Source organism: Sphingobium psychrophilum, assembly GCF_012927105.1.
In the GTDB taxonomy this organism is placed as follows: domain Bacteria; phylum Pseudomonadota; class Alphaproteobacteria; order Sphingomonadales; family Sphingomonadaceae; genus Sphingobium; species Sphingobium psychrophilum.
In genome coordinates this window covers 21,626-46,917 of the sequence record NZ_JABBFV010000015.1, presented here as the reverse complement: position 1 = coordinate 46,917, position 25,292 = coordinate 21,626, and the positions used below count along the sequence as shown (strand labels likewise).

Annotated in this window: 26 protein-coding genes and 1 pseudogene; 16 read left to right on the top strand and 11 right to left on the bottom strand. The window is 61.0% G+C overall.

All coding sequences use genetic code 11. The features are described 5' to 3' along the window. Positions 1–43: 43 nt before the first annotated feature. Positions 44–964, bottom strand: coding sequence for a LysR substrate-binding domain-containing protein (locus HHL08_RS17905; protein WP_169574404.1), 921 nt, complete (start codon positions 962–964; stop codon positions 44–46). A 109-nt stretch (positions 965–1,073) separates the two neighbouring features. On the opposite strand from HHL08_RS17905, the gene HHL08_RS17900 reads away from it, so the two are divergent. From HHL08_RS17900 to pcaF, 10 genes and pseudogenes are all read left to right on the top strand, one after another. Further along, positions 1,074–2,231 carry a muconate/chloromuconate family cycloisomerase gene (locus HHL08_RS17900; RefSeq protein ID WP_169574403.1) on the top strand — a complete coding sequence of 386 codons (1,158 nt, stop codon included), beginning with the start codon at positions 1,074–1,076 and terminating at the stop codon, positions 2,229–2,231. A gap of 3 nt (positions 2,232–2,234) precedes the next feature. After that, positions 2,235–2,525, top strand: coding sequence for a muconolactone Delta-isomerase (catC, locus tag HHL08_RS17895; protein WP_169574402.1), 291 nt, complete (start codon positions 2,235–2,237; stop codon positions 2,523–2,525). A gap of 25 nt (positions 2,526–2,550) precedes the next feature. Beyond that, positions 2,551–3,477: a dioxygenase family protein gene (locus HHL08_RS17890; RefSeq protein WP_169574401.1), complete on the top strand. Its 927-nt coding sequence runs from the start codon at positions 2,551–2,553 to the stop codon at positions 3,475–3,477. 30 nt (positions 3,478–3,507) lie between these two features. Continuing rightward, on the top strand, positions 3,508–4,863 hold the full coding sequence (locus HHL08_RS17885; protein WP_169574460.1) for an SRPBCC family protein: 1,356 nt from the start codon (positions 3,508–3,510) through the stop codon (positions 4,861–4,863). Continuing rightward, on the top strand, positions 4,860–5,375 hold the full coding sequence (benB, locus tag HHL08_RS17880) for a benzoate 1,2-dioxygenase small subunit (RefSeq protein ID WP_169574400.1): 516 nt from the start codon (positions 4,860–4,862) through the stop codon (positions 5,373–5,375). The genes HHL08_RS17885 and benB overlap by 4 nt, the downstream gene beginning before the upstream one ends. A gap of 11 nt (positions 5,376–5,386) precedes the next feature. After that, on the top strand, positions 5,387–6,163 hold the full coding sequence (gene benD, locus HHL08_RS17875) for a benzoate diol dehydrogenase BenD (protein WP_169574399.1): 777 nt from the start codon (positions 5,387–5,389) through the stop codon (positions 6,161–6,163). Between the two features lie 10 nt (positions 6,164–6,173). Beyond that, on the top strand, positions 6,174–6,887 hold the full coding sequence (locus HHL08_RS17870) for a CoA transferase subunit A (protein ID WP_169574398.1): 714 nt from the start codon (positions 6,174–6,176) through the stop codon (positions 6,885–6,887). Further along, entirely contained in the window at positions 6,884–7,540 is a 657-nt protein-coding gene (locus HHL08_RS17865) for a 3-oxoacid CoA-transferase subunit B (RefSeq protein WP_169574397.1), read from the top strand. The genes HHL08_RS17870 and HHL08_RS17865 overlap by 4 nt, the downstream gene beginning before the upstream one ends. Next, the gene (gene pcaD / locus HHL08_RS17860) at positions 7,540–8,325 is read left to right on the top strand and encodes a 3-oxoadipate enol-lactonase (RefSeq protein WP_169574396.1); all 786 of its coding nucleotides are present in this window, start codon (positions 7,540–7,542) and stop codon (positions 8,323–8,325) included. The genes HHL08_RS17865 and pcaD overlap by 1 nt, the downstream gene beginning before the upstream one ends. An 11-nt stretch (positions 8,326–8,336) precedes the next feature. Continuing rightward, positions 8,337–9,539 (top strand): annotated as a pseudogene (pcaF, locus tag HHL08_RS17855) (3-oxoadipyl-CoA thiolase). Between the two features lie 70 nt (positions 9,540–9,609). Here the strand turns inward: pcaF and HHL08_RS17850 are convergent. Then, positions 9,610–10,620 (bottom strand): alginate export family protein, encoded by a 1,011-nt coding sequence (locus tag HHL08_RS17850; protein WP_235955113.1) that lies wholly within the window; start codon positions 10,618–10,620, stop codon positions 9,610–9,612. 24 nt (positions 10,621–10,644) lie between these two features. Here HHL08_RS17850 and HHL08_RS17845 point away from each other — a divergent pair, with 24 nt between their 5' ends. The 3 genes from HHL08_RS17845 (at position 10,645) to rnk (ending at position 12,707) form a co-directional block, all read left to right on the top strand. Beyond that, complete coding sequence (locus tag HHL08_RS17845; RefSeq protein WP_169574394.1) at positions 10,645–11,058, top strand: hypothetical protein; 414 nt, start codon at positions 10,645–10,647, stop codon at positions 11,056–11,058. Beyond that, a complete protein-coding gene (locus HHL08_RS17840) occupies positions 11,027–11,611 on the top strand; it encodes a hypothetical protein (protein ID WP_169574393.1) in 585 nt (194 codons plus the stop codon). The genes HHL08_RS17845 and HHL08_RS17840 overlap by 32 nt, the downstream gene beginning before the upstream one ends. Before the next feature lie 688 nt (positions 11,612–12,299). Then, positions 12,300–12,707 carry a nucleoside diphosphate kinase regulator gene (rnk, locus tag HHL08_RS17835; RefSeq protein WP_169574392.1) on the top strand — a complete coding sequence of 136 codons (408 nt, stop codon included), beginning with the start codon at positions 12,300–12,302 and terminating at the stop codon, positions 12,705–12,707. Positions 12,708–12,779: 72 nt separating this feature from the next. Here the strand turns inward: rnk and HHL08_RS17830 are convergent, their stop codons facing one another. After that, positions 12,780–13,790, bottom strand: coding sequence for a rod shape-determining protein (locus HHL08_RS17830; protein ID WP_169574391.1), 1,011 nt, complete (start codon positions 13,788–13,790; stop codon positions 12,780–12,782). A 200-nt stretch (positions 13,791–13,990) separates the two neighbouring features. Between HHL08_RS17830 and HHL08_RS17825 the strand changes: the two genes are divergently transcribed. Next, entirely contained in the window at positions 13,991–14,428 is a 438-nt protein-coding gene (locus HHL08_RS17825) for a hypothetical protein (RefSeq protein ID WP_033965537.1), read from the top strand. A gap of 417 nt (positions 14,429–14,845) precedes the next feature. Further along, positions 14,846–15,612 (top strand): IS5 family transposase gene (locus tag HHL08_RS17820; protein ID WP_206377968.1). Its coding sequence is split into 2 segments (ribosomal slippage): positions 14,846–15,158 and positions 15,158–15,612, totalling 768 coding nucleotides; the frame shifts between segments, so codons are not numbered across the junction. Between the two features lie 156 nt (positions 15,613–15,768). Here the strand turns inward: HHL08_RS17820 and HHL08_RS17815 are convergent. The 6 genes from HHL08_RS17815 to HHL08_RS17790 form a co-directional block, all read right to left on the bottom strand. Further along, complete coding sequence (locus HHL08_RS17815; protein WP_133722802.1) at positions 15,769–17,196, bottom strand: efflux transporter outer membrane subunit; 1,428 nt, start codon at positions 17,194–17,196, stop codon at positions 15,769–15,771. Beyond that, positions 17,190–18,089, bottom strand: a complete 900-nt coding sequence (locus tag HHL08_RS17810; protein ID WP_169574390.1) for an efflux RND transporter periplasmic adaptor subunit — start codon at positions 18,087–18,089, stop codon at positions 17,190–17,192. The genes HHL08_RS17815 and HHL08_RS17810 overlap by 7 nt, the downstream gene beginning before the upstream one ends. A 1-nt stretch (position 18,090) precedes the next feature. Further along, positions 18,091–18,315 (bottom strand): DUF1656 domain-containing protein, encoded by a 225-nt coding sequence (locus tag HHL08_RS17805; protein WP_169574389.1) that lies wholly within the window; start codon positions 18,313–18,315, stop codon positions 18,091–18,093. Beyond that, positions 18,312–20,378, bottom strand: coding sequence for an FUSC family protein (locus HHL08_RS17800; RefSeq protein WP_169574459.1), 2,067 nt, complete (start codon positions 20,376–20,378; stop codon positions 18,312–18,314). Before HHL08_RS17800 ends, HHL08_RS17805 begins: the two co-directional genes overlap by 4 nt. Before the next feature lie 486 nt (positions 20,379–20,864). After that, a complete protein-coding gene (metB, locus tag HHL08_RS17795; protein ID WP_033965542.1) occupies positions 20,865–22,034 on the bottom strand; it encodes a cystathionine gamma-synthase in 1,170 nt (389 codons plus the stop codon). A gap of 286 nt (positions 22,035–22,320) precedes the next feature. Then, entirely contained in the window at positions 22,321–22,731 is a 411-nt protein-coding gene (locus HHL08_RS17790; RefSeq protein ID WP_033965543.1) for a MarR family winged helix-turn-helix transcriptional regulator, read from the bottom strand. 75 nt (positions 22,732–22,806) lie between these two features. Between HHL08_RS17790 and HHL08_RS17785 the strand changes: the two genes are divergently transcribed. Continuing rightward, positions 22,807–24,597, top strand: coding sequence for a chloride channel protein (locus tag HHL08_RS17785; RefSeq protein ID WP_334685374.1), 1,791 nt, complete (start codon positions 22,807–22,809; stop codon positions 24,595–24,597). Between the two features lie 24 nt (positions 24,598–24,621). Here the strand turns inward: HHL08_RS17785 and HHL08_RS17780 are convergent, their stop codons facing one another. Both HHL08_RS17780 and HHL08_RS17775 read right to left on the bottom strand, forming a co-directional pair. Next, the gene (locus HHL08_RS17780) at positions 24,622–24,906 is read right to left on the bottom strand and encodes a hypothetical protein (protein WP_169574388.1); all 285 of its coding nucleotides are present in this window, start codon (positions 24,904–24,906) and stop codon (positions 24,622–24,624) included. 136 nt (positions 24,907–25,042) lie between these two features. Beyond that, on the bottom strand, positions 25,043–25,282 hold the full coding sequence (locus HHL08_RS17775) for a hypothetical protein (protein WP_133722797.1): 240 nt from the start codon (positions 25,280–25,282) through the stop codon (positions 25,043–25,045). Positions 25,283–25,292: the final 10 nt, after the last annotated feature.

Here is a 25,292-nt window from a genome sequence, read left to right as displayed (position 1 = left end):
GCTCGCCTGAGGCCGCTATTGGCCGCGTGAATCCAATCACCAATTAGATTGCGCTCAATGCGTCGGATACCGGATAGCCCCAGTCATGATATTTACGCACGATGATGCGGATGAAGCCTATAATTTCCGGCGAGAAGTCGCCGATCCGATGGCTCATAATGATCGGCGATGTGGCGAATTCCACCAGATCGACGTAGCGCACGTCGTCAGGCCGCGAGCGTCGCACCGACTCCGGGATGACCGCAATTCCCTCCTCCGCCGCGACCAGGCCGAGCGCGATCTGCAGTTCGCGCGCCTCGTAAGTCGCATGCGGCTCCAGGCCATTGTCGTGGAACAACGACAGAACATCGTCGGCGTAGCTGGGACGCGGTTGGCTGGGGTAGATGATCAGCTTCTCCTCGGCCAGCCGGCATAGCTTTACCGGCGCGCCGTCGCGGCCGATCGGGCTGCTGAGCGGCACCGCCGCGATGAGTTGTTCGTTGCGCAATATGGTCCGCCGAACGGCATTATCCTCGAACCGTACCCGCCCAAAACCGATGTCGATCCGCCCGTCCTTCAACGCGGCGATCTGTTCCAGGGTCACGCTTTCCATCAGCGTCAGTTCGACATCCGGATACTCCGCGCGATAGTCGCGGATAAGCGCGGGCAGACGAGCGTAGATGGTCGATGCCACGAAGCCGATACGCAGCCGACGCCGCTCGGTGGCGACTGCTGACCGCATCATGCCGCGCATATCCTCCATCCGCTGCAATATCTGCATCGCCTGGATGTGGAAAAGCTGGCCGATGGGCGTCAACGCCAGCGGCCGGACATTGCGGTCGATCAGTTCGGCACCGACTTCGGCCTCCAACTGTTGAATCGACCGGCTGAGCGGCGGCTGCGCCATGTTAAGCCGCTCGGCCGCTTTGTTGAAGTTCCTCTCGGCCGCTACCGCCACGAAGTAACGCAGTTGACGCAAATCCACGCCGATACCCTGTAAGTATGATCCCTAGACCCCATTGATCTTTGTGGAATTGATCGGACGAGCATAGCTAAGGCTTAACGATAGGGAAAGCGAGGATGTGTTGAAAGCGATGACTGCCATTTCCGAGATCGATACCCTGATCGTCGATCTGCCAACGATCCGGCCGCATGTGCTGGCGATGGCGACGATGCATAGTCAGGCAATCGTACTCGTGCGTATCCGCGATGCCGACGGCGTCGAGGGGCTGGGCGAGGGCACGACCATCGGTGGCATGAGTTATTGCGAGGAAAGCCCTGAGACGATCAAGCTGGCCATCGACCAATATATCGCGCCGATCATCAAGGCCTGCGGCTCGGTGAGCGTGCAGCAGGCGATGCGTACCGTCAATCTCAGCGTCGCGGGCTGCCACATTGCCAAATGCGCGGTGGAGACCGCCTTGCTCGACATCGCTGGCAAGCGGCTAGGCGTGCCAGTGTCCGAACTGATCGGCGGCGGCCGTGTGCGTGATCGCCTGGCGGTGGCCTGGACGCTGGCGAGCGGCGAGACTGGTCGCGATATCGAGGAGGCTGAGCGCGTTCTCGACCTGCGCCGCCACAACATCTTCAAGCTCAAGATCGGCAAGCGGTCCGTGCGCGACGACGTCGCCCATGTCGCGGCGATCAGGCGGGCCGTGGGGGATCGCGCCAGCGTGCGCGTCGATGTCAACCAGCACTGGGACGAAGCGCAGACGGACCTGGGCATGAAACTGCTGGAGGATGTCGGCTGTGACCTAGTCGAACAGCCAGTGGCCAAGGGCAACCTGGCCGCCATGGTTCGGCTGTCGGCCAAGCATGTGATCCCGTTGATGGCGGACGAGGCGTTGCATGGCCCGGCCGACGCCTTCGCGATCGCCGCTGCCGGGGGCGCTCGCGTCTTCGCGGTAAAGATTGCGCAATCCGGCGGGCTGATGCCTGCCTATCATGTCGCCGCCATCGCCGAAGCCGCCGGCGTCGGCCTCTATGGCGGCACGATGCTGGAAGCAGGCGTGGGCACCGCGGCGTCGGCGCATCTGTGCGCCAGCATGCCTTCGCTTGCCTGGGGCACCGAGCTGTTCGGCTCGCTGCTGGTCAAGGAAGACATACTCGCCGAGCCGCTGCGTTACAGCGATTTCCAGCTGGAAGTGCCGAAGGGGCCGGGCCTGGGCATTGCGCTCGATGAGGACCGGGTAGCGTTTTACCGCCGTGATCGCGTGACACCGCGCCTGCATGCCGTTGCTGAAGGAGTGTGATCCATGTTGTTCATGGTGGAAATGGACGTGAATATCCCGCTGGGCTTCGATCCGGAAGAAGCAGCACAGCTGAAGGCGGCGGAGAAGGCTCGCTTTCAGGAGCTGCAACAGGCGGGCACCTGGCGGCATATCTGGCGGGTGGTTGGCCAGTACGCCAATGTCAGCATCTTCGACGTGCCCTCAAATACAGAGCTGCACGACATACTCATGAGCCTGCCGCTCTATCCCTTCATGACCATGCACGTGACCGCGCTCTGCCGGCATCCATCGTCGCTGCACGACGACGACCGTTAAAACTGAACTTACGAGGAGAGGAAAAATGGACGCGACTTTCGTAACGACGCCCGAAATTCAGACGCTGCTCGATCGCGTCGCCGGCGTGGATTCCAAAGACGGCGACAAGCGCATGAAGGCGATCATGCGCGATCTCGTTGAAGCGATGATGACCGTCATCGCACGTTATGACGTCAGCGAGGATGAGGTGTGGGGTGCCGTCACCTATATCCAGGGCGCTGCCGCCGCGGGTGAACTCGGCCTGCTGATGCCGGGGGTTGGCCTCGAACATTTTCTCGACCTGTTCATGGACGCCAAAGACGCAGAACAGGGCAAGCTGGGCGGTACGCCGCGCACCATTGAGGGGCCGCTCTATGTCGAGGGCGCGCCGATCGTGGAAAGCGGCGCGAACCTGACCGTCGATGCCGACGACACCGACACGCTCTATATGACCGGCCGCCTGATCGGGCCGGACGGCGAGGCCGTGACCGATGGGTTGGTTCATGTGTGGCACGCCGATTCGCGCGGCTTTTATTCGCATTTCGACCCGACCCACGAGCAAACGCCGTTCAACAACCGTCGTCGGCTGAAGATCGCGCCGGACGGCTCCTATGCCTTCCAGTCGAAGATGCCGAGCGGCTATTCCGTGCCCCCTGGTGGCGCGTCTGACAGGCTGATGAAACTGCTGGGTCGCCACGGCAACCGCCCTGCGCATGTCCACTTCTTCATCGAAGCGCCGGGCTACTGCCAACTGACCACGCAGATCAACTTCGGCGATGACCCCTTCGCCGCTGACGATTTCGCCTTCGCCACCCGCGAAGGGCTGCTGCCCATTCCCAACCGACAGGGCGACAGCGCGCACATCGCCTTCGATTTCCACCTGCAACGAGCCGACGCAGCCGACGAAGAGGCCTTCTCGACCCGCAAGCGTCTCGCGGTCGAGCCCACCGAGCCGGTCAAAGAAACCGCCTGAGAAAAAGGAGAGAGGATCATGGTTACGCCGATGACATCCATCCGTGAGCGTGTTGAAACGGCCGTTGTCGACGACAGGGAGGCGGGCATCTTCCGCTGCCGCCGCGACGTCTTCACCGACCCCGCGCTGTTCGAACTGGAGATGAAATATATCTTCGAAAGCAACTGGGTCTATCTGGCCCATGAAAGCCAGGTTGAAAAGAAGAACGACTATTTCACGACCTGGATCGGTCGGACGCCGGTGATCCTCAACCGCGCGAAGGATGGTGGCCTCAACGGTGTGGTCAATGCCTGTGCGCATCGCGGTGCCAAGCTGTGCCGGCGCAAGCGCGGCACCCAGCCGCTCTATGTCTGCCCGTTCCACGGCTGGAGCTTCAAGACGGACGGGTCGTTGCTGCGTGCCAAGGATGCGAGCATCGGTGCCTATCCCGACAGCTTCGACCATGACGGGTCGCATGACCTGACGCGCATCCGCGTCGAAAGCTATCGTGGCTTCATCTTCGGCTCGATCAATCACGACGTGCTGCCGCTGGAAGAGCATCTGGGCGAGACGAAGGTCATCATCGACCAGATGGTCGATCAGGCACCTGAGGGCCTGGAAGTGCTCGTCGGCAGCTCCAGCTACACCTTCCACGGCAACTGGAAGATGCAGATGGAGAATGGTTGCGACGGCTATCATGTCAGTTCCGTCCACGAAAACTATCAGTCTACCATGGGCCGCCGCGCCGAGGGCGGTACCAAGGCGGTAGACGCGAACGGCTGGTCGAAGGCACCGGCAAGCGGCGTCTATGGCTTCGATCACGGCCATATCCTGCTCTGGACGCAGGTGCTCAATCCCGAAGTCCGTCCGGTCTGGAATCTGAAGGAGCAATTGTCCGATCGCTTGGGCGCCGACAGGGCGAAGTTCATCCTGGAGCAGACGCGCAATCTGGCGCTCTATCCCAATGTGTTCTTGATGGATCAGTTCTCGACGCAGATCAGAGTGGTGCGACCGATCGACACGAACACGACCGAGGTCACCATCTACTGCTACGCCCCCAAGGGCGAGAGCGCCGAGGATCGCGCCCACCGCATCCGGCAATATGAGGATTTCTTCAACGTCACCGGCATGGGCACGCCCGACGACCTGGAGGAATTTCGCAGTTGCCAGTCGGCTTATGAGGGCGCGGGCGAATTGTGGAACGACCTCAGCCGGGGCGCGACCCGCTGGATCGACGGTCCGGACGGCAATGCGAAGGCGATGGGTATGACCCCGCTGCTGTCGAGCGAACGCAGCGAGGACGAGGGTCTGTTCGTGCGCCAGCACGAATTCTGGGCGAAGATCATCTTCGACGGCCTTACCAAGGACGAAGCGGCTGCCCAGCCGATGCTGGAGGCAGCGGAATGAGCCAGGTCCTTGAAATGGCGCGCATGGCGCTGTCCCATGCCGACATCTGCGCCTTCCTCTATCGGGAGGCGCGACTGCTGGACGATCGCGAATTTGACGCATGGCTGGAATGCTATGATGAGGCTTGCGAATATTGGATGCCGGCCTGGACGGACGATGACGACCTGACCACCGATCCGCACAGCCAGATCTCGCTGATCTATTATGGCAACCGAAAAGGGCTTGAAGATCGGGTCTATCGCCTCAACACGGAGCGTTCGTCGGCCAGCACGCCGGAAGCGCGGACATCGCACTTCATCGCCAATGTCGAAATAGTAGAGAGCCGGGAGGGGCAGGTCGATCTGCGCTACAACTGGCATACGCTCAGCCATCGTTATCAGATGACGCAGCAATTCTTCGGCACCAATTTTGTCACGCTCAATATAAGTGGTGAGGTGCCCCGTATCCTCAAGAAGAAGATCGTGCTGAAGGATGATTACATCCACCAGGTCATTGACGTCTATCATATCTGAGGGAGCCGGTGGTGATATTTCGGGAGAGGTTTGCCAACAAGGTCATGATCGTGACCGGCGCGGCGCAGGGTATTGGTCGCGGCGTCGCCCTGCGCGCGGCGGCAGAGGGTGCCCAGGTACTGCTCGTCGACCGGGCCGCGTTCGTGCATGAGGTTGCGGCGGAGGGCGGGGCCGATTGCGCGGGCTTCACCTGCGACCTCGAAACCTACGAAGGCGCGGCCGCTGCAATGGCGGCGGCCGTCGCGCGCTTTGGCCGCATCGATATCCTGATCAACAATGTCGGCGGCGCCATCCGCATGAGGCCGTTCGATCAGTTTCAGCCCGACCAGATCGAGGCTGAGATTCGGCGCAGCCTGATGCCCACGCTCTGGTGCTGCCACGCGGTGCTGCCGGAAATGCTGGGGCGGGGGACAGGGACGATCGTCAACGTCTCGTCCAACGCCACGCGCGGTATCCGCCGGTTGCCCTATTCGGCGGCCAAGGGCGGCGTCAACGCGCTGACCATGAGCCTGGCGATGGAATATGGCGATGCGGGCATCCGCGTCGTTGCCACCGCGCCCGGCGGCACCCAGGCGCCTGCCCGCCGTGTAGCGCGCAACGAGGAAGGCGACAGCGTACAGGAACAGGCGTGGATGGCGGAGGCGGTCGAACAGGTGACGACCTCCACCTTCGTCAAGCGCTATGGCACGCTCGACGAACAGATCGCCCCGATCCTGTTTCTGGCCTCGGACGAGGCCGCCTACATCACCGGTTCGGTGCTGCCCGTGGCGGGCGGCGATCTGGGCTGAAGGAGATCCCATGAAAAGCAAGATATACGACAGCCCTCGGGTCGCACTGGACGGCTTGTTGTATGATGGCATGACGATCATGTCGGGCGGGTTCGGTCTGTCGGGCAATCCCGAGAGCCTGATCCCGGAAATTCGCGACAGCGGCGTGCGTGATCTGACCGTCATTTCCAACAATGCGGGAGCGGACGGCTTTGGCCTGTGGATTTTGTTGGAAAGCCGACAGATCGGCAAGATGATCTCCTCCTATGTCGGCGAGAATAAGCTGTTCGAAAGCCAGTATCTCTTAGGCGAACTCGAACTGGAGCTGAACCCGCAGGGCACACTGGCCGAACGCATTCGCGCCGGTGGTGCCGGCATCCCGGCCTTCTACACCAAGACCGGCGTGGGTACGGTGGTGGCTGAAGGCAAGCCGGTCGAGACGTTCGAGGGCGAGGAGTATGTCCGCGAAACGTGGTTGCGCGCTGACCTTTCCATCATCAAGGCATGGCGTGCCGATCCGGCAGGCAACCTCATGTTCCGCAAGACCGCGCGTAATTTCAATCCCAACATGGCGACGGCCGCCAAGGTAACTGTGGTTGAGGTCGAGGAGATCGTGCCCGAAGGGACGTTCGAGCCTGACTGCATCCAAACGCCGGGCATATATGTCGATCGCATCATACTCTCCACCATCAACGAGAAGCGGATCGAGAAGCTGACCACAAGGTCGAGGGAGATCATGGCATGAGCTGGACTCGTGATGAAATGGCGGCCCGCGCAGCGCAGGAACTGCAGGACGGCTATTATGTGAACCTTGGCATCGGCATCCCGACGCTGGTGGCGAACCATGTGCCCGCCGGCGTCAACGTGACGCTGCAAAGCGAGAACGGCATGCTCGGCATCGGCCCCTTTCCTTATGTGGGCGAGGCTGACCCCGATCTCATCAACGCGGGCAAGCAGACCATCACCGCGCTACCAACTTCCAGCTTCTTCTCGTCCGCCGACAGTTTCGCGATGATCCGCGGCGGGCATATCGATATGGCGGTGCTGGGTGCGATGGAAGTGTCCGCCAATGGCGACCTCGCCAACTGGACGATCCCCGGCAAAATGGTGAAGGGTATGGGCGGGGCCATGGACCTGGTTGCGGGCGTCAAGCGCGTGGTCGTGGTGATGGACCATATGTCCAGGAATGGCGATCCCAAGATCCTGCCCGAATGCAGCCTGCCGCTGACCGGCAAGCGTTGCGTCGACCTGATTATCACGGACCTTGCTGTCATCGCTGTCGATCGCAAGGGCGGCGGCCTCACGCTGATCGAGACTGCGCCCAGCGTCGCTATCGAGGATGTCGTCGCTAGGACCGGGGCATTGCTTGACCTTAGTTCTCTGACGGCGGCTGCCTGATGCCCTTTGCCCGATCGCACGGCGCCGATATCTACTGGAAGGTCGAGGGCAGGACGGATAGCCCTGCGCTGGTGCTGCTGAACAGCATCGGCACCGACATGGACCTGTGGGACGCAGCGCTGCCGATGCTGCGCGAGCGCTTCTGTCTGCTTCGCATCGACGCACGCGGCCATGGCGCGTCGGACGCCCCGACGGGCGATTACAGCCTGTCGATGCTGGCTGACGATGTCGCGACGACGATGGACGCGGCCGGTATCGCACGGGCGGCCGTCGCTGGCGTCTCGCTGGGCGGCATGGTCGCGATGGAGCTGGCACTACAGGCGCCGCAGCGGGTAACCGCACTTGCTCTCGTCTGCACCTCTGCCACCATGGACAGCGCGTCCTGGGATGCGCGAATCGCAAAGATCAGGGGCGAGGGGATGGCGTCGATCGCCGATCTCGTCATGGGGCGCTTCCTGTCGCCGGTTTTTTGCGCGCAGCATCCGGCGACCGCCGCGACAGTGTTGCGCGGGCTGCTGATGATGGCACCAGCGGGCTATGCCGGCTGCGGCGCGGCGATCCGAGACATGGCGCTGGTAGACCGGCTGGGCGCGATGCCGGTGCCGGTGCCGACGCTGGTCGTCACCGGCATCCGTGACACGTCAACTCCGTTCGAGGGCCATGGCGAGCATCTGTTGAGCGCTATTCCGAATGCGAAGCATGTCGGGATCGAAGCGGCCCATCTCGCGCCGATCGAGGCACCCCATGCCGTTTCGACCGCACTCATTGATTTTTTCTCCAATTGAGGGTTCCCAACGTGGCCGAAGCGTTCATTTGCGATGCAATCCGCACGCCCATTGGCAAGCTCAACGGCGCGCTGTCCACCATTCGCGCCGACGATCTGGCCGCCATCCCGATCCGTGCGCTGGCGGAGCGTAACCCCGGCGTGGACTGGGGCGCGGTGGACGATACGGTGCTGGGCTGTGCGAACCAGTCGGGCGAGGATAATCGCAACGTCGCGCGCATGGCCGTGCTGCTGGCCGGGCTGCCGCAGACCGTGCCGGGCACCACCGTCAACCGCCTGTGCGCGTCCGGTCTCAACGCCGTGGGCATAGCGGCGCAGGCGATCCGCAGCGGCGACGCCGCATTGATGATCGCAGGCGGTGTCGAGAGCATGACGCGCGCGCCCTAAGTGCTGGGCAAGGCCGGTGCCGCCTTTGGCCGCGATTAGAAGATCGAGGATACGACGCTTGGCTGGCGCTTCATCAATACCGCTATGAAAGCCGCCTATGGGGTCGACACCATGCCCCAGACTGGCGAGAATGTCGCTGCGGAATGGCAGGTATTGCGCGCGCAGCAGGATGCCTTTGCGCTGGCGAGCCAGGACAAGGCGGATGCAGCCATCGCCGGCGGTCGCATGGCATCCGAGATCGTCCCCGTTGCCATCCCGCAGCGCAAGGGCGATCCCATCATTTTCGCGGACGACGAACATCCCCGCGCAACCAGCCTGGAGGCGCTGAGCAAGCTCAAGCCCGTGGTTCGCGCCGACGGTACCGTGACCGCGGGTAACGCATCGGGCCTGAACGACGGGGCCGCCGCGATGCTGATTGCATCGGAATTGGCGGCGGCGCGCCATGGCCTGACGCCCCGTGCCCGTGTTCTGGGCATGGCAGCCGCCGGCGTCGCGCCACGGATCATGGGCGTCGGCCCGGTTGAAGCGGCGCGCAAGGTCAGCCGACTGACGGGCATTGCGCTAGACCGGGTAGACATCATCGAACTGAACGAAGCCTTCGCGTCTCAGGCCATCGCGACCCTGCGCGATCTTGATATCGATCCCGCAGATCCACGTGTGAACCCTAATGGCGGTGCCATCGCCTTTGGTCATCCGCTTGGCATGTCCGGCGCGCGCATCGCCATGACGGCGGTGGAGCAGTTGCACCGCACTCGTGGTCGTTATGCGCTCGTGTTCCTGTGCATCGGCGTGGGGCAGGGACTCGCGGTGATGCTCGAACGGGTCTGAGCGGCGTCGCCTTCCCTCTCGTCGACCCGCTCATGGGGCATCCGGATATTCCGGATGCCCCTTTTTGCTGTCAGAATCGGAACGTCAGATAGGATGTCGCATAGAACAGGTCGCGGCCGGGCCGAAACTTCTCGGCAACGTCGCCATAGATGGTGTAGAAACCGATCAGCATCCACGGATTGAGTTGATAGCGCCCCGCCGCCGTCGCTCGCTTGCCGAAGAAACGGCTGTCGGTCTCATCGCCCCGGCGCAGCACCGCGCCGCCCAGGCTGTAGACGCCGTCATGGGTCGAAGTGCGCCACAGTGCAGCAACCGAGAAGTCTAGGTTCAGCTTTGGTGTCGGCATCATGCTCAACTGCGGCTGGACGATGGTCAGGTTATGCGGTCCCAGATCGCCATTATACGTCAACGGCTTGGGAAAGAGCGGCGCGTAAGTGCCGATCTTGTTGTCGTTGCCGTCCTTGTCGCCCGACCCTACATCGATACGCAGGCCAACCTTGGGCTTCCACCCGCCGGACCAGCCATGTGCGACCGTGCCGGTCACATAATAGGCGTCGATGTCCAGATTGCCGAAATCGCCCCATTGCCGGACGCCTTCCAGATCGAAGGTCCAGGCATTCGCCCTCGCGGCATAACGCAACGACAGGGTCTTGCGTTGGTCGCGGGTGGCAGGCTCGCTGTAGAAGGCGAGGGCAGCGCGGTCGCTCGCGACGAACAACGCCTCGGCACGGCCGGTATGCGTGCCCGAACCGAAGCTGCGCGCGACATGCCCGCCGGTCAGGTCGAAATCATGGTTGGTCGCGTCGTCCCATGTCCCCAGCTTCTCCAGCACGGAATGGCCGGTCAGGAAACCCGCCTCCCACTTGCCGGCTGTGCCCATAACCCGCAGCAGGTCGAGCGAGCGCCGCGTGTTCGCGCCCTCGCGCATGTCGAACACGGTGTTGTTGCCAAAGCCCATTTCCTGCCGGCCAAGCCGCGCCACGATCTTCGCCTTGCCGATCGGCACGCGCGCCTCGACAAAGGCCTGGTTGAAGTCGAACCGGCCTTCCTCGATCGGCGCCACGGAAGCGAGATCACCCATCTGCATATCGGCCTCAAGGGTACGATGAACGCCCTTTTTCTCAAGGATCTCGCCGACAAGACACGGCGGGGCCTGCGCGGGCGGGTCGAGAAAGGCAAGTCGGGCGGTGGTAACAGCTATGGCTATGACGTCGTCAAACGGCTCGATGACAACGGCGACCTGATCCGCGGCGACCGCTCCATCAATGACGCACAGGCAAGCGTGATCCAGCGCATCTTGCGCGACTATGTCGCTGGCAAATCGGCCAGGCGGATAGCAACCGAATGGCAGGCGGCCAAAGAACGGCAAAAATCCTGCCAGATCGTGCGATCGGATAGTTCTACCATGCAATTATGGGAACGCCGGCGCCAGAAATATCTCCTGTCCGGCGTGCTGCAATGCAGTTGCTGCGGCGGTGCCCACACGATTGGACCCGACCCTGTTCGCAGAATTTTGTGACGAGTTCACCAGTGAGATGAACCGCATGAGGGGGGACGCTGGCGCTGCTATCGCGGCGGCGCGGGCAGAGATTGTCAAAATTGACCGTGATCTCGACATGCTGGTGAACCTGATTCTGCGGGGCGGTGCCGCAGACAAGATCAACGCCAAGATGGTTGGATTGGAAGCGCACAAGAAGGAACTTGAACGAGGCCTCGCGCAGGCCCAGGAGCCTCCTCCCCTGCTCCATCCCAACATGGCGCACCATTATCGGGCGCAGCTTGATAATCTCTATCGAGCGCTGGAACATGACGACGAGAATAAGCGGTTCGAGGCGGCTGAGGTCATTCGTTCGCTCATCGACGCGATCATCTTGCTGCCTGAAGGTGGCGAACTGAAGATCGACGTGCGCGGCGATCTCGCAGGCATCCTCTCGATCGCCGTAGAACGCAAAAAACCCGCCTCAAGGGCGGGGTCTTCGAAGGCTGCGACCCCCGGTGGGGTATCGCAATTTCAGATGGTTGCGGGAGGGCGATACGACCGAAGCCGACATCCAATATCCTCACGTATATGATCGAAGTTCCATATTTTCAATATTATTCAAAGTTTTACATCACTGTGAACACTTACTCCACAGACCGTTCCGCGGCCCGCGCACGGTCCCCCATCGATGCATGCTGTGTTTGCTTGTGACGGCTACGCGATTGATAAGTTTCGATCCGCCCTTTTCGCCAAAAGAAACTTGGCGGTCCAAATTATCAAGCGATTGACCCATAGACATTGTCGTGACGCCTCGCCGGTAGATTTCCATTCACTCAAATCCCCTTGGGCGAAAGGTGCCGGGAATTCGAACATCTACATTGTTCCGAAATGTGATGTCGTCACCATACAGGGCACACTCCTAAACAATTTAACATACCTATTATTATCAAACCGCAATCGCCGCGCTAGATGGAGATGTCATCCCCGCCGTTGATGGCGCGTGACTTGGATAATTTTGAGCTCATCGGTAACTAATATCGCTCGAACGCGAGAAAGTGGTGCCGCGTTTGACAATCCTTGGATCAACCTCCACATTGAAACGATGAGCACCGTCAATCTTTTGCAGCGTGTCCGCACGCACGCGGGTCAACTCCTGACCGGCAAATAGCCCCGGACTCCCTTGCGGCTTCCCGCTCGAGTTCGGGGTCGCTACCTTTCACACACATACATACGAGTGCGGCGCAAGCATTTGCGCGCCCGTCACATGAAAGTATCATATCATGACCCGCCCCGCGGCGCGCCCCCCAATACATCTTTTGGACAGCGAAGCTGACCGCCTCTCCGACCTGGCTATGAGCATTGAAGACCGCCAGCCGGAGGTCAGTGCTTTGCTCCTGTCCGAGATTGAACGCGCCAAAATTCATCGTCCAGGAAAGCTGCCAACCGGGATTGTGACGATGCTTTCGACGGTCGAATTCGTCGATGAAGGGAGCGACACGCGCCGAACCCTCAAGCTGGTATTTCCGCCTGACGCAGACATCGAAGCCGGACGAATATCGATACTGACGCTCGTGGGTGCAGGCCTGATCGGATTGGCAGAAGGTCAATCGATTCTCTGGCCGGATCGCGAACATCACGAGCGACGGCTTCGGATCGTCAAGGTGACCCGGGACGGCGAACTGCCGTGACGGCCGATCGCGAATATCGAGCAGCCTGATAGTGCTAAAACTCAGTGATGCGCGATCGAGCCCTGCCCGACTTCAGACCATCATAGCGCCAAGACCCTTCGCGACGCAGCGAAGGGGTTCGTCGGCGACGTGCGTTCGCAGGCCTGTCGCCTGCGTTATAGCATGCTGAAGAATCTTCACTGAGGCACTGCCACCGCTGAGGTAGATCCCGCGATCATGAATATCGCGGGATAGCTCTGGCGGTGTCTCGTTCAAAGCGTCTCGAACAACGTCTACGATAAGAGCCGCATGGCGGTCGATAACGCCGATTAATTCTTGCGCGCTGACACAAAAAGTAGCGGGGCCTCCCGACAAAACGTTATGGCCTTTCAATTCCAGATCCGACGTATTGGATTGATCGTCAAAGAGTCGCTCAGAGATCTCCAGCTTTACGCGTTCGGCTGTTTCTTGCCCGATCAGAAACTTATGCCTGGAATGAAGATGATCGATGATAGCCTGGTTTAGGGCATGCCCGCCGATACGCACCGACCGTTGAACGCAAAGTGCACCAAGTGAGAGCACGCCGACTTCCGTCGTCCCGGCGCCACATTCTATGAGCATCGAACCTTCCGGCTCTTCCACGGGTAGTCCCGCCCCGAACGCTGCTGCGAGCGGCTCGGGCACCAGTTCAACAACGCGGACACCGGCATCGTTGGCGGTTGTTACCAAGGCGGTTCTCTCGGCATGTGTCGCATCGGCGGGCACTCCGATGATCGCGCGCGGTGATCGGAGTCGACGGCGACCGATGCTTGCATGGATCGCATGGCGCAACATTTCGCGGCCAGCTTCGATGTCGTTCAACACCCCACGGGCCAAGGGACGCGCTATGCGAAGCGGCCCCGACGTTCGACCGACCATGCGAGTGACGGCTTCACCAACAGCGAGCAACTTCGGTTCCCAGGTCTCATCGCTGAAGCAGCAAAGCGAGGGTTCTTCGAACACGATTCCAGAACCGCGCACATAGATCCGCGTGTTCGCTGTTCCAAAATCGATCGCAAGGTCGGCAGCACCTCTTTTGAGGGCTGCATGCTGTGTCGTTGTCATAAGGACGCGCTAGCAGAATCTAGCTGGTTTGTATTCCTCGTGGGCATCGCGTGCGTTAACACCACGGTAGCCCGACATGCTGCCAGCGTTCAGGTCGGTTCGCTCAGCTTGTTGTGGTGCCGCCTTTCCTTAACGATAGAAACTTCACCCTCTCAGTCTTGCTATTTATATCGTAACGCGATATATAATGAGAAGCAGAAATGGAGGGGATTGCGGTCGAGCGAGTCACCGGAATCGGTGGCGAACTGACCCGTCCACATTCGATGAACATGCTTGATATCGCTTTCGAAGCAATCACGGCAGTCTTGGGCGGTCTAGCAGCCGCACTGGTGCTTACATGGCTGGGCTGGACTGCCTTCAAGGTCGTCCGCCATCCCGAATGGGGGCCGCCAGCCATGCTGGTTTTGCTCGTGGCAGTTTCTGGTGGTGCCCTCAGATCGAGCGACTTCCTGCGCATGGTGGTTCTGTTTAGCGCAATCGCGGGCATGCTCGTTTGGGCCGAAGGCGGCGACTGGCGCGAACGCCACAAATCAAAAGGACGAAACGCGAGTCCCGATGCACACCCTTCGTCTGAGAGTGGCGCATTACCATCCACGCGGGGAGCCAAATTCCTGGATCGAAATCACCTGAAAGGATGACGTAATGCCACGTACCTTGGCCATCTATCCTGCGATCGTGGCATGCATCAACGAAACGCGCTTGCCGGAGCGACAGGAGATCGAACTGGTTGCCGCTCGCGTGTGGAATGAGACCCGGGACGCAAAGACGCGGCGGTCGTCGATGCTTGTCCCCGGATCAGCGGAGCACAGGAAAGTCCTTCGAGTTGCCGTAGTAGCGCTCGGTGTCAGAGGCGAAACTGCCATCACGAAAATGCTCGAACGACTGAACGACAGGCACACAAAGCTTTAGGGAACCGAATTCGCGGGGGAGCTTAAAACAAAGGACCGATATTGTGACAACCACCGGCCTAGGACGTGTTGACAAAGAGGATTCCCAAATCGCGTAGGTTCTGATTCAAGGTGGCTTTTGGGGAGGCCGTCTTGATCCGTGGTTTGATGAGCGATGAGGAATGGACCTGTCTTGAACCGTTCGTGATTGAGCGCGGTGCGCGCAGCGGTCGGCGTCCACGAGATCACCGCCTTGTTCTGGATGGGATTTTCTGGATTGCGCGGACGGGTGTTGCCTGGCGCGACCTGCATGAGCATTTCGGCAAGTGGTCGTCGGTTTACCGCCAGTTTCGGCGCTGGACGCTGTCGGGCTTATGGGAGCTTCTGCTCGAAGCCTTCAACGAAAGCGGGGGCGGCAACCCCAGCCTGCAAATGATCGACAGCACAATAATCCGGGCACATCATTGTTCAGCCGGCGCTAAAGGGGGACTCCGCGTCAGGGTCTTGGCCGCTCAAAAGGTGGCTTTACGACCAAGATCCATCTCCGCATCAATGCGCTGGGCCTGCCCATAGCGGTGGCGCTGACTGGCGGAGAAGTCAGCGACTTCAAAGGCTATCTGCCGATCATGGATGCCGATGGGCCAGCGCCCAAGGTGCTGCTCGCCGACAAGGGCTATGATGCTGACTTCATTCGCGAAGATATGGAAAAGCGCGGCGGTAGCGCAATGATCCCGACAAAGCGGAACCGGCTCATCCAATTGCCCGTCGATGCCGCAATCTATGCCCTGCGCAACATGGTCGAGCGCTGCTTCAACAAACTCAAGAATGCCCGAAGGCTGGCAACCCGCTACGATAAAACCGCCGACAGCTACCTCGGCTTCATCCACATCGTCTCAATCCGCCTGTGGACACGTCAATTTGTCAACGCCTCCTAATCGTTGCGGCGGTAGCTGCTCTCGTCGTGCTCGGGTACATTGGTTGGATAACGCGACGCGCGAAGACAGGATCAGGCGCTGCTGCACCCCGTCAAAGACAGGGCTGATGCATTTTGTCGATCTCATGGCCGCGAACAACCGCCGTGTGCAGTTTTCTCATTGCTTTGACGGTGTTGACCATCCTCCCCCGAGGGCCAAAAAAAGCGCAATCTGATCGCGATTGATATCGGTCTGCGCGGCTGTAACGGCTTGCTCGGCAATGATCCGACTGCGCTGGGCATCCAGCGCAACCAGACCTCCCAGCTTGCCACCCCGCCGCAAAGCGGCCGTTCGCTCGGAAACCTGTACCGCGCCATCGCGTGCCGCTTTCAAATCTTCCAGTCGCACAAGATCGGCCGCATAGTTGTTCAGTGCGCTTTCCACCTCCCGCAAGGCGCTCAGCACCGTGCCGTCAAAGGCCGCGAGATTAGCGCGTGTCTGCGCCTCGCTCTGCGAAATTCGCGCCCGAATTGCGCTTCGGTGGATGTTCCAGCTGATCAATGGGCCAATGCCAAACCGATTGGTCAACGACGATAGCAGGTCTGTCGCAGCGCCGGTGGAGCCAAGCGAAGCCCCGAGTTTGATGTCGGGATAGAGCGCGGCCGTTGCTATACCGATCCGTGCCGTCGCCGCAGCCAATCGGCGTTCGGCCGCGCGAACATCGGGTCGTCGCTTGAGCAGCCCCTGTCCGTCCCCAACCGGCATCAGCGAGCGCAGCACCAACGGCGCGTGACATCCTAGCAGGCCGTGATCGAATTCTGCAGGCACCCGTCCCATCAACGTCGCAATGCGGAATACAGCGTTCCGCTGGCCTGCTTCCATGCGGGGCAAGCGCGCCCTGGTGTTTGCCAGCAGGCTTAGCTGGCGATCCTGCTCGAACTTCGGCGCACGGCCATGCGCAATCATAAGGCGGGTGAGGCGCAGGTCTTCGTCCAGTACAGCAATTAGCTGGCGAAGGTCCGCGATCTCGTGCCCGGCGTTGCAGACATCGGCATAGGCCTGCGCTGTCTGGGCCGCGACGTTGATCCGGACCAGATCGCGGGCGGCAACCGCGGCTTCGTCCTCGGCGGTGGCTGCCTCGACACCGCGCCGGATCCCGCCAAACAGGTCAAGGTCGTAACTGATCGAAAGCCCGCCATTGTAGATCTGATGTTCCGGCGGTTGGACATGTTGCATGACCGCTTCTGCTGAAGGCTGCGCCCAGCTCGTCTCCAGATTTGCGGTGCCTCCGACCTCTCGACCGGTTCGTGCCTCGGCGAGCAGCGCGTCACTGCGCTGAAGATTGGCTTCGGCAACCCGCAGGTCGGTGTTGGCGATGAGCGCTTGTTCGATCAAACGGTTCAAAACCTGGTCGTCGAATAGCTTCCACCATTGATCGGGTAGCGGATCGTTAGTGGTCCCCTGCCCGCCGGATATAAACGCGCCCTGCCCTTTTGGCGCGTTGACGAGGGCCTCGTCCGGCATCCGATAATTCGGGCCAACGGTTGCGCAGGCGGACAGGCAGAAGAGCGCGAGCGGCGCCAGCAGCCGGCGAAGGTTCACCATGGCAGGCTCCGGCGAACGGGCACATCGACAGCGCGGGCATGAACGATCACGGTCGCCGTTTGGCCCGGGATCAGCCGGACATTACTGGGCACTTTGTCGATTTTGATTCGCACAGGAATGCGCTGCGCCAATCTGACCCAGGTGAAGGACGGGTTGACGTTGGCAAGTTGTGCTTCCCCCCCGGCGCGTTCCCGATCTTCGACCCCGGCGGCGATGCTTTCGACATGACCGGTGATTTCGTCAGCGACGCCCATCAGGTAAACGCTCGCGGGATCGCCGAGATGGATAGCGGGCAATTTCGTTTCCTCGAAATACCCCTCCACCCGCAGCGACTGGCCATAGACAAGCGCGACCGCTGGCTTTCCGGCGTTCAGGTAGACGCCAGGCTGTAGCGTCATGTTCGACACCGTCCCGTCGACGGGCGCACGTACATAGGTACGATCCAGATTGAGCCGCGCCAGATTGCGCGCGGCAATGGCCTGATCCAGTCCAGTCCTAAGGGCATCGACCCGCGCCCGCCCCTGCTCGATCACCTCGGCCGCCAGCAACTCGGTCATCGAACGATTGCGACGATCCTCCCGCGCGGCCTGCGCCAGGCTCACCCGCTGGGTCGCCAGGTTCGCGTCAGCCTGATCGAGTGCCAGCTGATAGCGTGGGCGGTCGATGACCAGCAGGATCTGGCCCTTGCGCACGACCTCATCGTCACGGATGCGCACTTCGGTGACAAGCCCACTGACATCAGCGGCGACCGGCACGAGATCGGCCCGAACCTTGCCGTCACGCGTCAGCGGTTCAACCTGGTAGCGCATCCACAAGGCGTAGATTGCCGCGAGCACGATGCAGATCACCAGCGCGGTGACCGCTGTGCGCAGAAGGGAACGACGATGGATCATATCAGGATACCAGAGCACGGGAGAGGAAGTTGTCGGCAAGGAAGGTCAGAGCCCACCAAAGCGTCGCGAACAGCGCCAGCTCGAGAACGCCCGGGTGCCAAAGCAATTGGGAGAAAGGGAGGCGCTGCAGCAGATTGCGAAGACAATAAGCAAGGGTTCCCGCTACAACCGCCCAGACGAGCGCGGCTGGCATATAGATGCCAAAGAGATGCAGTTCCTCGATCATCGCGCGCGCGCACTCTCGAAAGGCAGCGCTGCCGGGAACAGGTTGCACCGCATACCGACGAGCGCCAGCAGCGCTTGATGGCGTGGCGCAAGCTGCGCGCTCGCAAGCATATCGTCGATTGCTGCATCGATCGCTTCAAGCAAAGACACCGGGGGTGACACGGCTTCACCGGCTTGTCGGCGCGCGCGAAATAAGGAGGATGTCTCAGACAGCACCATGCCGAGGGCGTGACGGACGTCATGGGGCACGGCGACCAGCGCGCGCCGGATCGGGATGATGTTCCGGCCGATACGCAGGTCGGCAAGACCATCGGTCTCGTGTAGCGCATCGCCGGCGGGCGCAACCGCCATGCGCGCCGCGATCTGTCCCAGCCGATCGACTGCCAGGCCCGTCCAGCGTTCGGCTTCGAACGGTCTGCGAATGTTAGCGAGTTGCTCGAGATCAGCCCAATTTCCCCGTACGATCCGGCGCGCCGTCCACAGCACATTGGTCGAACGAAACAACTTGGTCACGGCGAGCGTGGTCACGACACCCCCCACCTGGGCAAGCCCGGTGTTGATGAACACGGCAAAGTCCGCCTGAAAGCGCGCCAGAAAACCAAGGCCGACGATGAAACAGGAAAACATCGGTAAAGCCCGTGCGGACCGCGGCGGGTCGGCTTGGATATACCCCATCCAGAGCAGCGCTGGCGCAAGAGTGACGATCAGCATTCCGTAGCCATCGACACGCGGCAAGATCGCAAACAGGTAGAGCGCCGCCAGAGGGAATGTCATCAGCGTCGCGCCAAGGTAACGGCCAATCACGGGCGCCGGGTCGTCCTGCACCGCGAACGAGCAGGTGATTAACGCGGCAAAGGCAGCCGTGGCCGATCCATTGGGCCAGGCCAGAAGAATCCACACTGCGCAATAGAGCGCGATCGCCGTGGCTGTTGCGAGCCCAGCAAGCGCCGCGACGCTATGGTCCCGCGCAAGCGGGTAGCTTTCGCTAACCGTTTCCGGCGTGACAGGCTGTGGCCCTTCGGGCGCACCCCCAATTTGCTGGACGAGCCGGCGGCTGTCATCCAGCGCTTCCAGAAACTCAGCCACGCGCTCGCAGACGCTGACGACCAAAAGCCCCTCCCAGTCGGCTGTTTGTTCATGAAGAGCTGCCAGGGATCGACACCGATCAACAAGCGCACGCTCAACAGCGCCAGGCGTGTCGATCACGCCCCCAAGCCAGAGGATGACGTCGTCAATCAGCGCCTCAAGCGGGGCGTCGAGCGGCGAAAGCTCCCGCAGAAGGTCGAGCCGGTTTGCTGCAGCCGATGCCAGTGGCAGCACCGTTGCCAGACGTTCTTGCAGGCTCAGAACCAACCGTCGCGTTGCTGGCGCCGCGCGTTGATCAAACGGAAGGTGGATGGCGATCATGCCAAGTTCGGTCACGTCGGCGGCAAGGGTCCGACGATGCTCATATTCCAGCGCCGTATGGCGGCTTCCAAGCGCCTCGGCGGTCCAGCGGGACGCATGCGCGAGAAACGCTTCCGCCTTGCTGCGGATGACCGGGGTGGCGCTCCATGGCTGGAGCAGGGCGTGCGCGATCGAAACGCACACGATGGCCACCGTCATTTCCTCGACCCGGGATATGGTTGTGGTGAAGATATTACCCGGGTCGTCGAGATAAGGGAAACTGATCACGGCTGAGCTGAACGCTGCCATCTGGAACAGGAAGGCACGCGGCGTACGGTCGAGAACGGCAAGATAGATGCAAAAGCCTGTCCAGGCCGCCAGGCATAATATCAGAAGCTCGGGCGAATTCTGCAGGTTCGGAACTAGCGCGACCGTAACCACAGCACCCGTCACTATACCGCCGAGACGATAGAAGATCTTGGGCCTGAAGGCCCCTGCCATAGGTTGCGCGGTGACGTAGACGGTGAGAAGTGCCCACCATGGGCGCGGCAAGCTTGCGGAAAAGGCGATCGCAAGCGTAGCCGCTGCAGCAATATAACTGCTGAAGGAAAAGAGAAACTTCTGAGAGTCGATCGCGAAGAAGGGCTGCGCTGCGCCCGCGCTAGTCTGTACTGGCATGAAGATGGCTATCGCGTCGCTGTACAGACCGACGGCAAAAGCGACGGTCATTGTGAGAACATCGTCCGAAGACGAGCGCCTATTGCCTCACGGAAGCCGGTCTCCGAAGTTCAAAATATTTATGGCATAGCGCAAATATATTGCGGTACGTCTCCACGCGCATTTGGGGTGAACATCACCAGCGACCTCAGCGGAGGTGGGAAAGCGTGAACAGGAGGGTTATCGCGACACCAAAAGCAAGGATCATCACTCCAGAAATGCGCATTGCATAGCGGGCGGGATCCTCATCGGTCAGCGGTTAAGCGAGCCGGCGCATGGCATTCATGGCGCAGCACTGACCACCATCGGCGCACCAGATTCTGGCGGAACGCCAGATGGAATCCCAGAACGATCAGAATTAGCCCCAGTAGATCGATGAGTATGACAGCTGTGGGCATGGCTCGCCTCCTTTCGCCTAGTGGTCGAATTCGGCGGTGAGTCGTCGCTTCAACATGCGGACAACCCAAGATCGAGCCCTGCGATCAAATCCCTTTCATCTTCCAGGCCAACCGACAGACGCAGCAGGCCATCGCTGATGCCAGCGATGCGGCGGGCCTCATCACCCATATCTGCATGGGTCATCGTCGCAGGGTGTGCGACGAGGCTTTCGACGCCTCCGAGCGATTCCGCCAGCGTGAACATACGAACATGCGATATAAAGCGACGGACCGCCTCGACACCACCGACAAGCTCGAAGCTGAGCATCGCGCCATAGCCTCTTTGCTGACGGCGGGCGATCGTGTGGCCTGGATGGGATTTGAGACCCGGGTAATGCACCCGCGCCACTGCAGCATGATGCTCGAGATGATTGGCGATCACGGTTGCGGTCAGTTGCTGCCGTTCGATGCGAGGAAACAGCGTACGCAAGCCGCGTAAGGTGAGCCAGGCGTCAAAGGGCGCGCCGATGGAGCCGACGACATTCGCCCATTTACGCAGCACCTCGACCTGTGCGGGATCAGCCGCGATGATCGCGCCACCGATAACGTCGGAGTGGCCATTCAGATATTTGGTCGTGGAATGAATGACGTAATCGGCACCGAGCGTCAGCGGTCGCTGCAGCGCGGGCGAAAGGAAGGTGTTGTCGACAGCAACCGCGGCACCGGCACTTTTGGCCTTGGCGGCGATCGCCGCTATATCGACGATCCGCATGAGGGGGTTGCTCGGGGTTTCGATCAGAACGAGGGCCGGCACGTCCTCAAGCGCGGCATCGAGTGCCCTGTCATTCGACTGATCGACGAAGACGACCTGAAACTGGCGGCGTTCGGCGCGCGCATTCAACAGGCGATAGGTGCCGCCGTAGCAATCGTGAGGCGCGAGGACGAGATCATCGGGGCCAAATTGACCAAGAAGAAGATCGATCGCGGCCATCCCGCTCGAGGTAATGACGGCCCCCGCGCCACCCTCAAGCTTTGCAAGTGCGTCGGCGAGCAGATCGCGGCTAGGATTGCCGGATCGGCCATAATCATGAGCACGCGGTTGGTCATAGCCTTCGAACGTATAGGTGCTGGACATGTAGAGCGGCGGCGTTACCGCGCCGAAGGCCGTATCGCTCGCGACTCCATGCGAGGCAGCGATTGTTTCCAGAGCAGGGCGCCCCGGGGAAAGATTCTCAGTCATTGCGCTGGCGCCCTTCGCTCACTTCGCGGCGGGACACTCCCGAGCGAGACACCTTTGTCCCAGGATCTGGATGTGCCCTGGAGAGTCGGTTTTCGTCATTATCTGCACAACCTCAACATTGTGGCCCCCGCGCGCTCCGGTCTGCCAAAGCAGAATCCTCTCCGGGCGCGTTTATTGGGGGGCAATTCGTATGCGAACAGGTTGACGGTAACATGAGCATAAGACAAACGAGTATTATTGCCAGTTAATAGCAATATTTTTGTGGATTTACCTGCGTGGAGCCACCCTAACCGAATTTGGCCAATAGATCCGCAAGGAGAGGTTTCAGCCGACGGATCTCCTCGCAATGGGTCGCAGATAAAGCAGCGAGCATCGTTTCCGCCTTAGGTGTGAGCCGAAGCATTGCCCGACGGCGGTCGACGCTTGCCTCGTGCCGGGTAACCAGCTCAAGCGCCTCCAGTCGATCAACCAGTCCGGTTGCGCTATGCGGCTTGAGGATAAGCCGCTCGGCGATAATGCCGACGGTCACCTCGGCCGGAGACGCCGCGCGGATTGCCAATAAGGCCTGATGCTGTTGGGGCGTGAGACCAACATTCGTCGCATTCGCCTCGCTGAATGCCTGGAAACGACGCAACGCATGGCGAAAGTCGGCCAGCGCAATGTAATCCTCATCCGTCAACGCAACGCTATTTGTCATGCAACCCCATCTCACCCATTGAATTATATCGCACTGCGATATAACGGATCGCCCACCCCGTATCAAAGGCGATTCATGACGTCCGCAGCAAAAGCCATATCAGAAACACATCGTCTGGCCGACCATAGCGCGAATTGGCGCATGCTCATGCTCGCCGCCATGGCGCTCGTCGTCGGCACGGGCGGCGCGCTCGGCGCCTGGATCCTGATCCGCCTGATCGCGATCGCTACCAACCTGTTCTGGTTTGGGCGGCTTTCGGCGCAATCGGTGTCTATAACCGATACCACCGTCGGATTGTGGATCATCGCCATTCCGATCATCGGGAGCCTGATCGTCGGGCTGATGGCCCGCTATGGCTCCGATAAAATTCGTGGGCATGGTATCCCCGAGGCGATCGAGACGATCTTGTATGGCGAGAGCCGGTTGTCGCTCAAGGTCGCGATCCTGAAGCCGCTTTCGTCTGCGGTATCGATCGGCAGCGGCGGCCCCTTCGGCGCGGAAGGACCGATCATCATGACCGGCGGCGCGATCGGATCGCTGTTCGCGCAATGCTTTCATCTGAGCGCGGCCGAGCGCAAGACATTGCTCGTGGCCGGCGCCGCAGCCGGGATGACGGCGATCTTTGGTACGCCGCTCGCCGCGATTCTGCTGGCGATCGAGGTGCTGCTCTTCGAATGGAAACCCCGCAGCTTCGTGCCGGTCGTGGTCGGTGTTATAGTTGCGTTTGCATGGCGCCCCTGGCTGATTGGCAGCGGCGCCATGTTTCCGTTTGTCGCGCTCACCCCGACGGGCCTTTGGCCAATCGCGGCGGCGGCGGGCGTTGGTATTGTCGTGGGACTCGAGGCGGCCCTGCTCTCGACATCCCTCTACCGCGTCGAGGATCTGTTTCACCGACTGCCAGTTCACTGGATGTGGTGGCCGGCAATCGGCGCCATCGTGGTTGGTTTCGGCGGCCTGATCGATGCCCATGTGCTGGGCGCAGGTTATCAGAGCATCCAGGCCTTGCTGGACGGGTCGCTGACAACGCGGGTCGTCGTTGCGCTGCTCGTCGTCAAGGCGGTCGTCTGGCTCGTAGCACTGGGTTCGGGGACATCGGGCGGTGTGCTGGCGCCGTTGCTGATTTTGGGCGGCGCGGCCGGGTGTCTGCTCGGACATCTCCTGCCAGGTGGCCCCGGCTTCTGGGCCATGATCGGCATGGCAGGCATCATGAGTGGTGCCATGCGGGCGCCCATTACCGGCGCCCTTTTTGCCGCTGAACTCACGGGCCATTTCGACGCTCTGCCGCTTACCGTCACGGCGGCAGCCTGCGCATATGCCGTCAGCGTCCTGTTGATGCGTCGATCGATCCTGACCGAAAAAATTGCGCGGCGGGGTCGCCACATTCTCCAGGAATACAGCGTTGATCCACTGGACCTCGTGCAAGCCGCTCAATTGATGACACGCGATCCCGCCACGCTTCCGGGTACAATGACGATCGCTACGGCCGCAACCTTCTTTGCCGATGGTGCGGATCATCGTAGCTATCCCGTTGTCGATGACGATAATGCGCTGCTTGGCCTCGTCTCCCGAACGGATGCCTTGCGGTGGCAGGTTGGCGAGCATCCCGCCGATACCAGCCTTGCCGAAACGCTCTCCGACGCATCGCTTCTTGTCGCCTACCCCGCGACGCCGATCGGCGTGGTGGCCGACCTCATGGTCGATTCCGGGGTCGGCCGGATACCGATCGTCGAACCGGGCAGCCGCCGCGTCGTCGGCATTCTTTCCCGCCAGGATCTGTTGAAGGCACGCAGCGCGCATCGCCAATCGGAAACCGGTCGTGCCCGTTTTGTCAGTCCGTCGAGCAAAGCGCCAGAAACTGCACTGTAGAACGGCATAGAAGCCTCTCGGGAATCAGTGCTTATCAAGTTCGCGACGGATCGAGATTTGTGCGACCCGCGCGCCTTCGCCGTGCAGCGCCGTCGTCCAGACGATGTCCGCAGCGTAATAATCATCGATAGTGGTCCTCTGGGAGTAGACGCACTCGATCACTTCAGGATTACGGCGTTGCAGCTGGCAGCGCGCACCAGCACGCACCAGCACGCACCAATATCGCTTGGGCATCCGGTAGCGGCATGCCGATCGGTAGGGCGGCGGCGACAGCAGCTTGCGCTGCCGGCAATTGGTCCGTTTGGCCAAAAGCTGTCTCAATGTCCGCGAACCGCAAAGTCGGAGCGGCCGGATGCTCAGGGGTGCCAGCATATACTGCGGAGGTAGCCAAGCCGACAACCAGAACTGGTAGCCACTGCGGCGATATAAGCCACGAGCGCACGGTCTAGGCGCTGGCCAAGGCAGGCGTGCGCGACATGATCGCTTCATCGACTGCCTCGTTTATCAGAATGGCGAGCTTCGCGCCAGCAAAGCGGGCGCTCGGAAGATGCCACACTCTGCCAACGACGTAGGCCTTGCGGTCGATCTCGACCTCTTCACCGCACGAAGGCAGGGCGTCAAAATGCATTGCGCCCTTGTCTTTGGCGGTACCGACGTCAACGCCGTGATAGACGGTGATGAGCATTTCTCTTTCT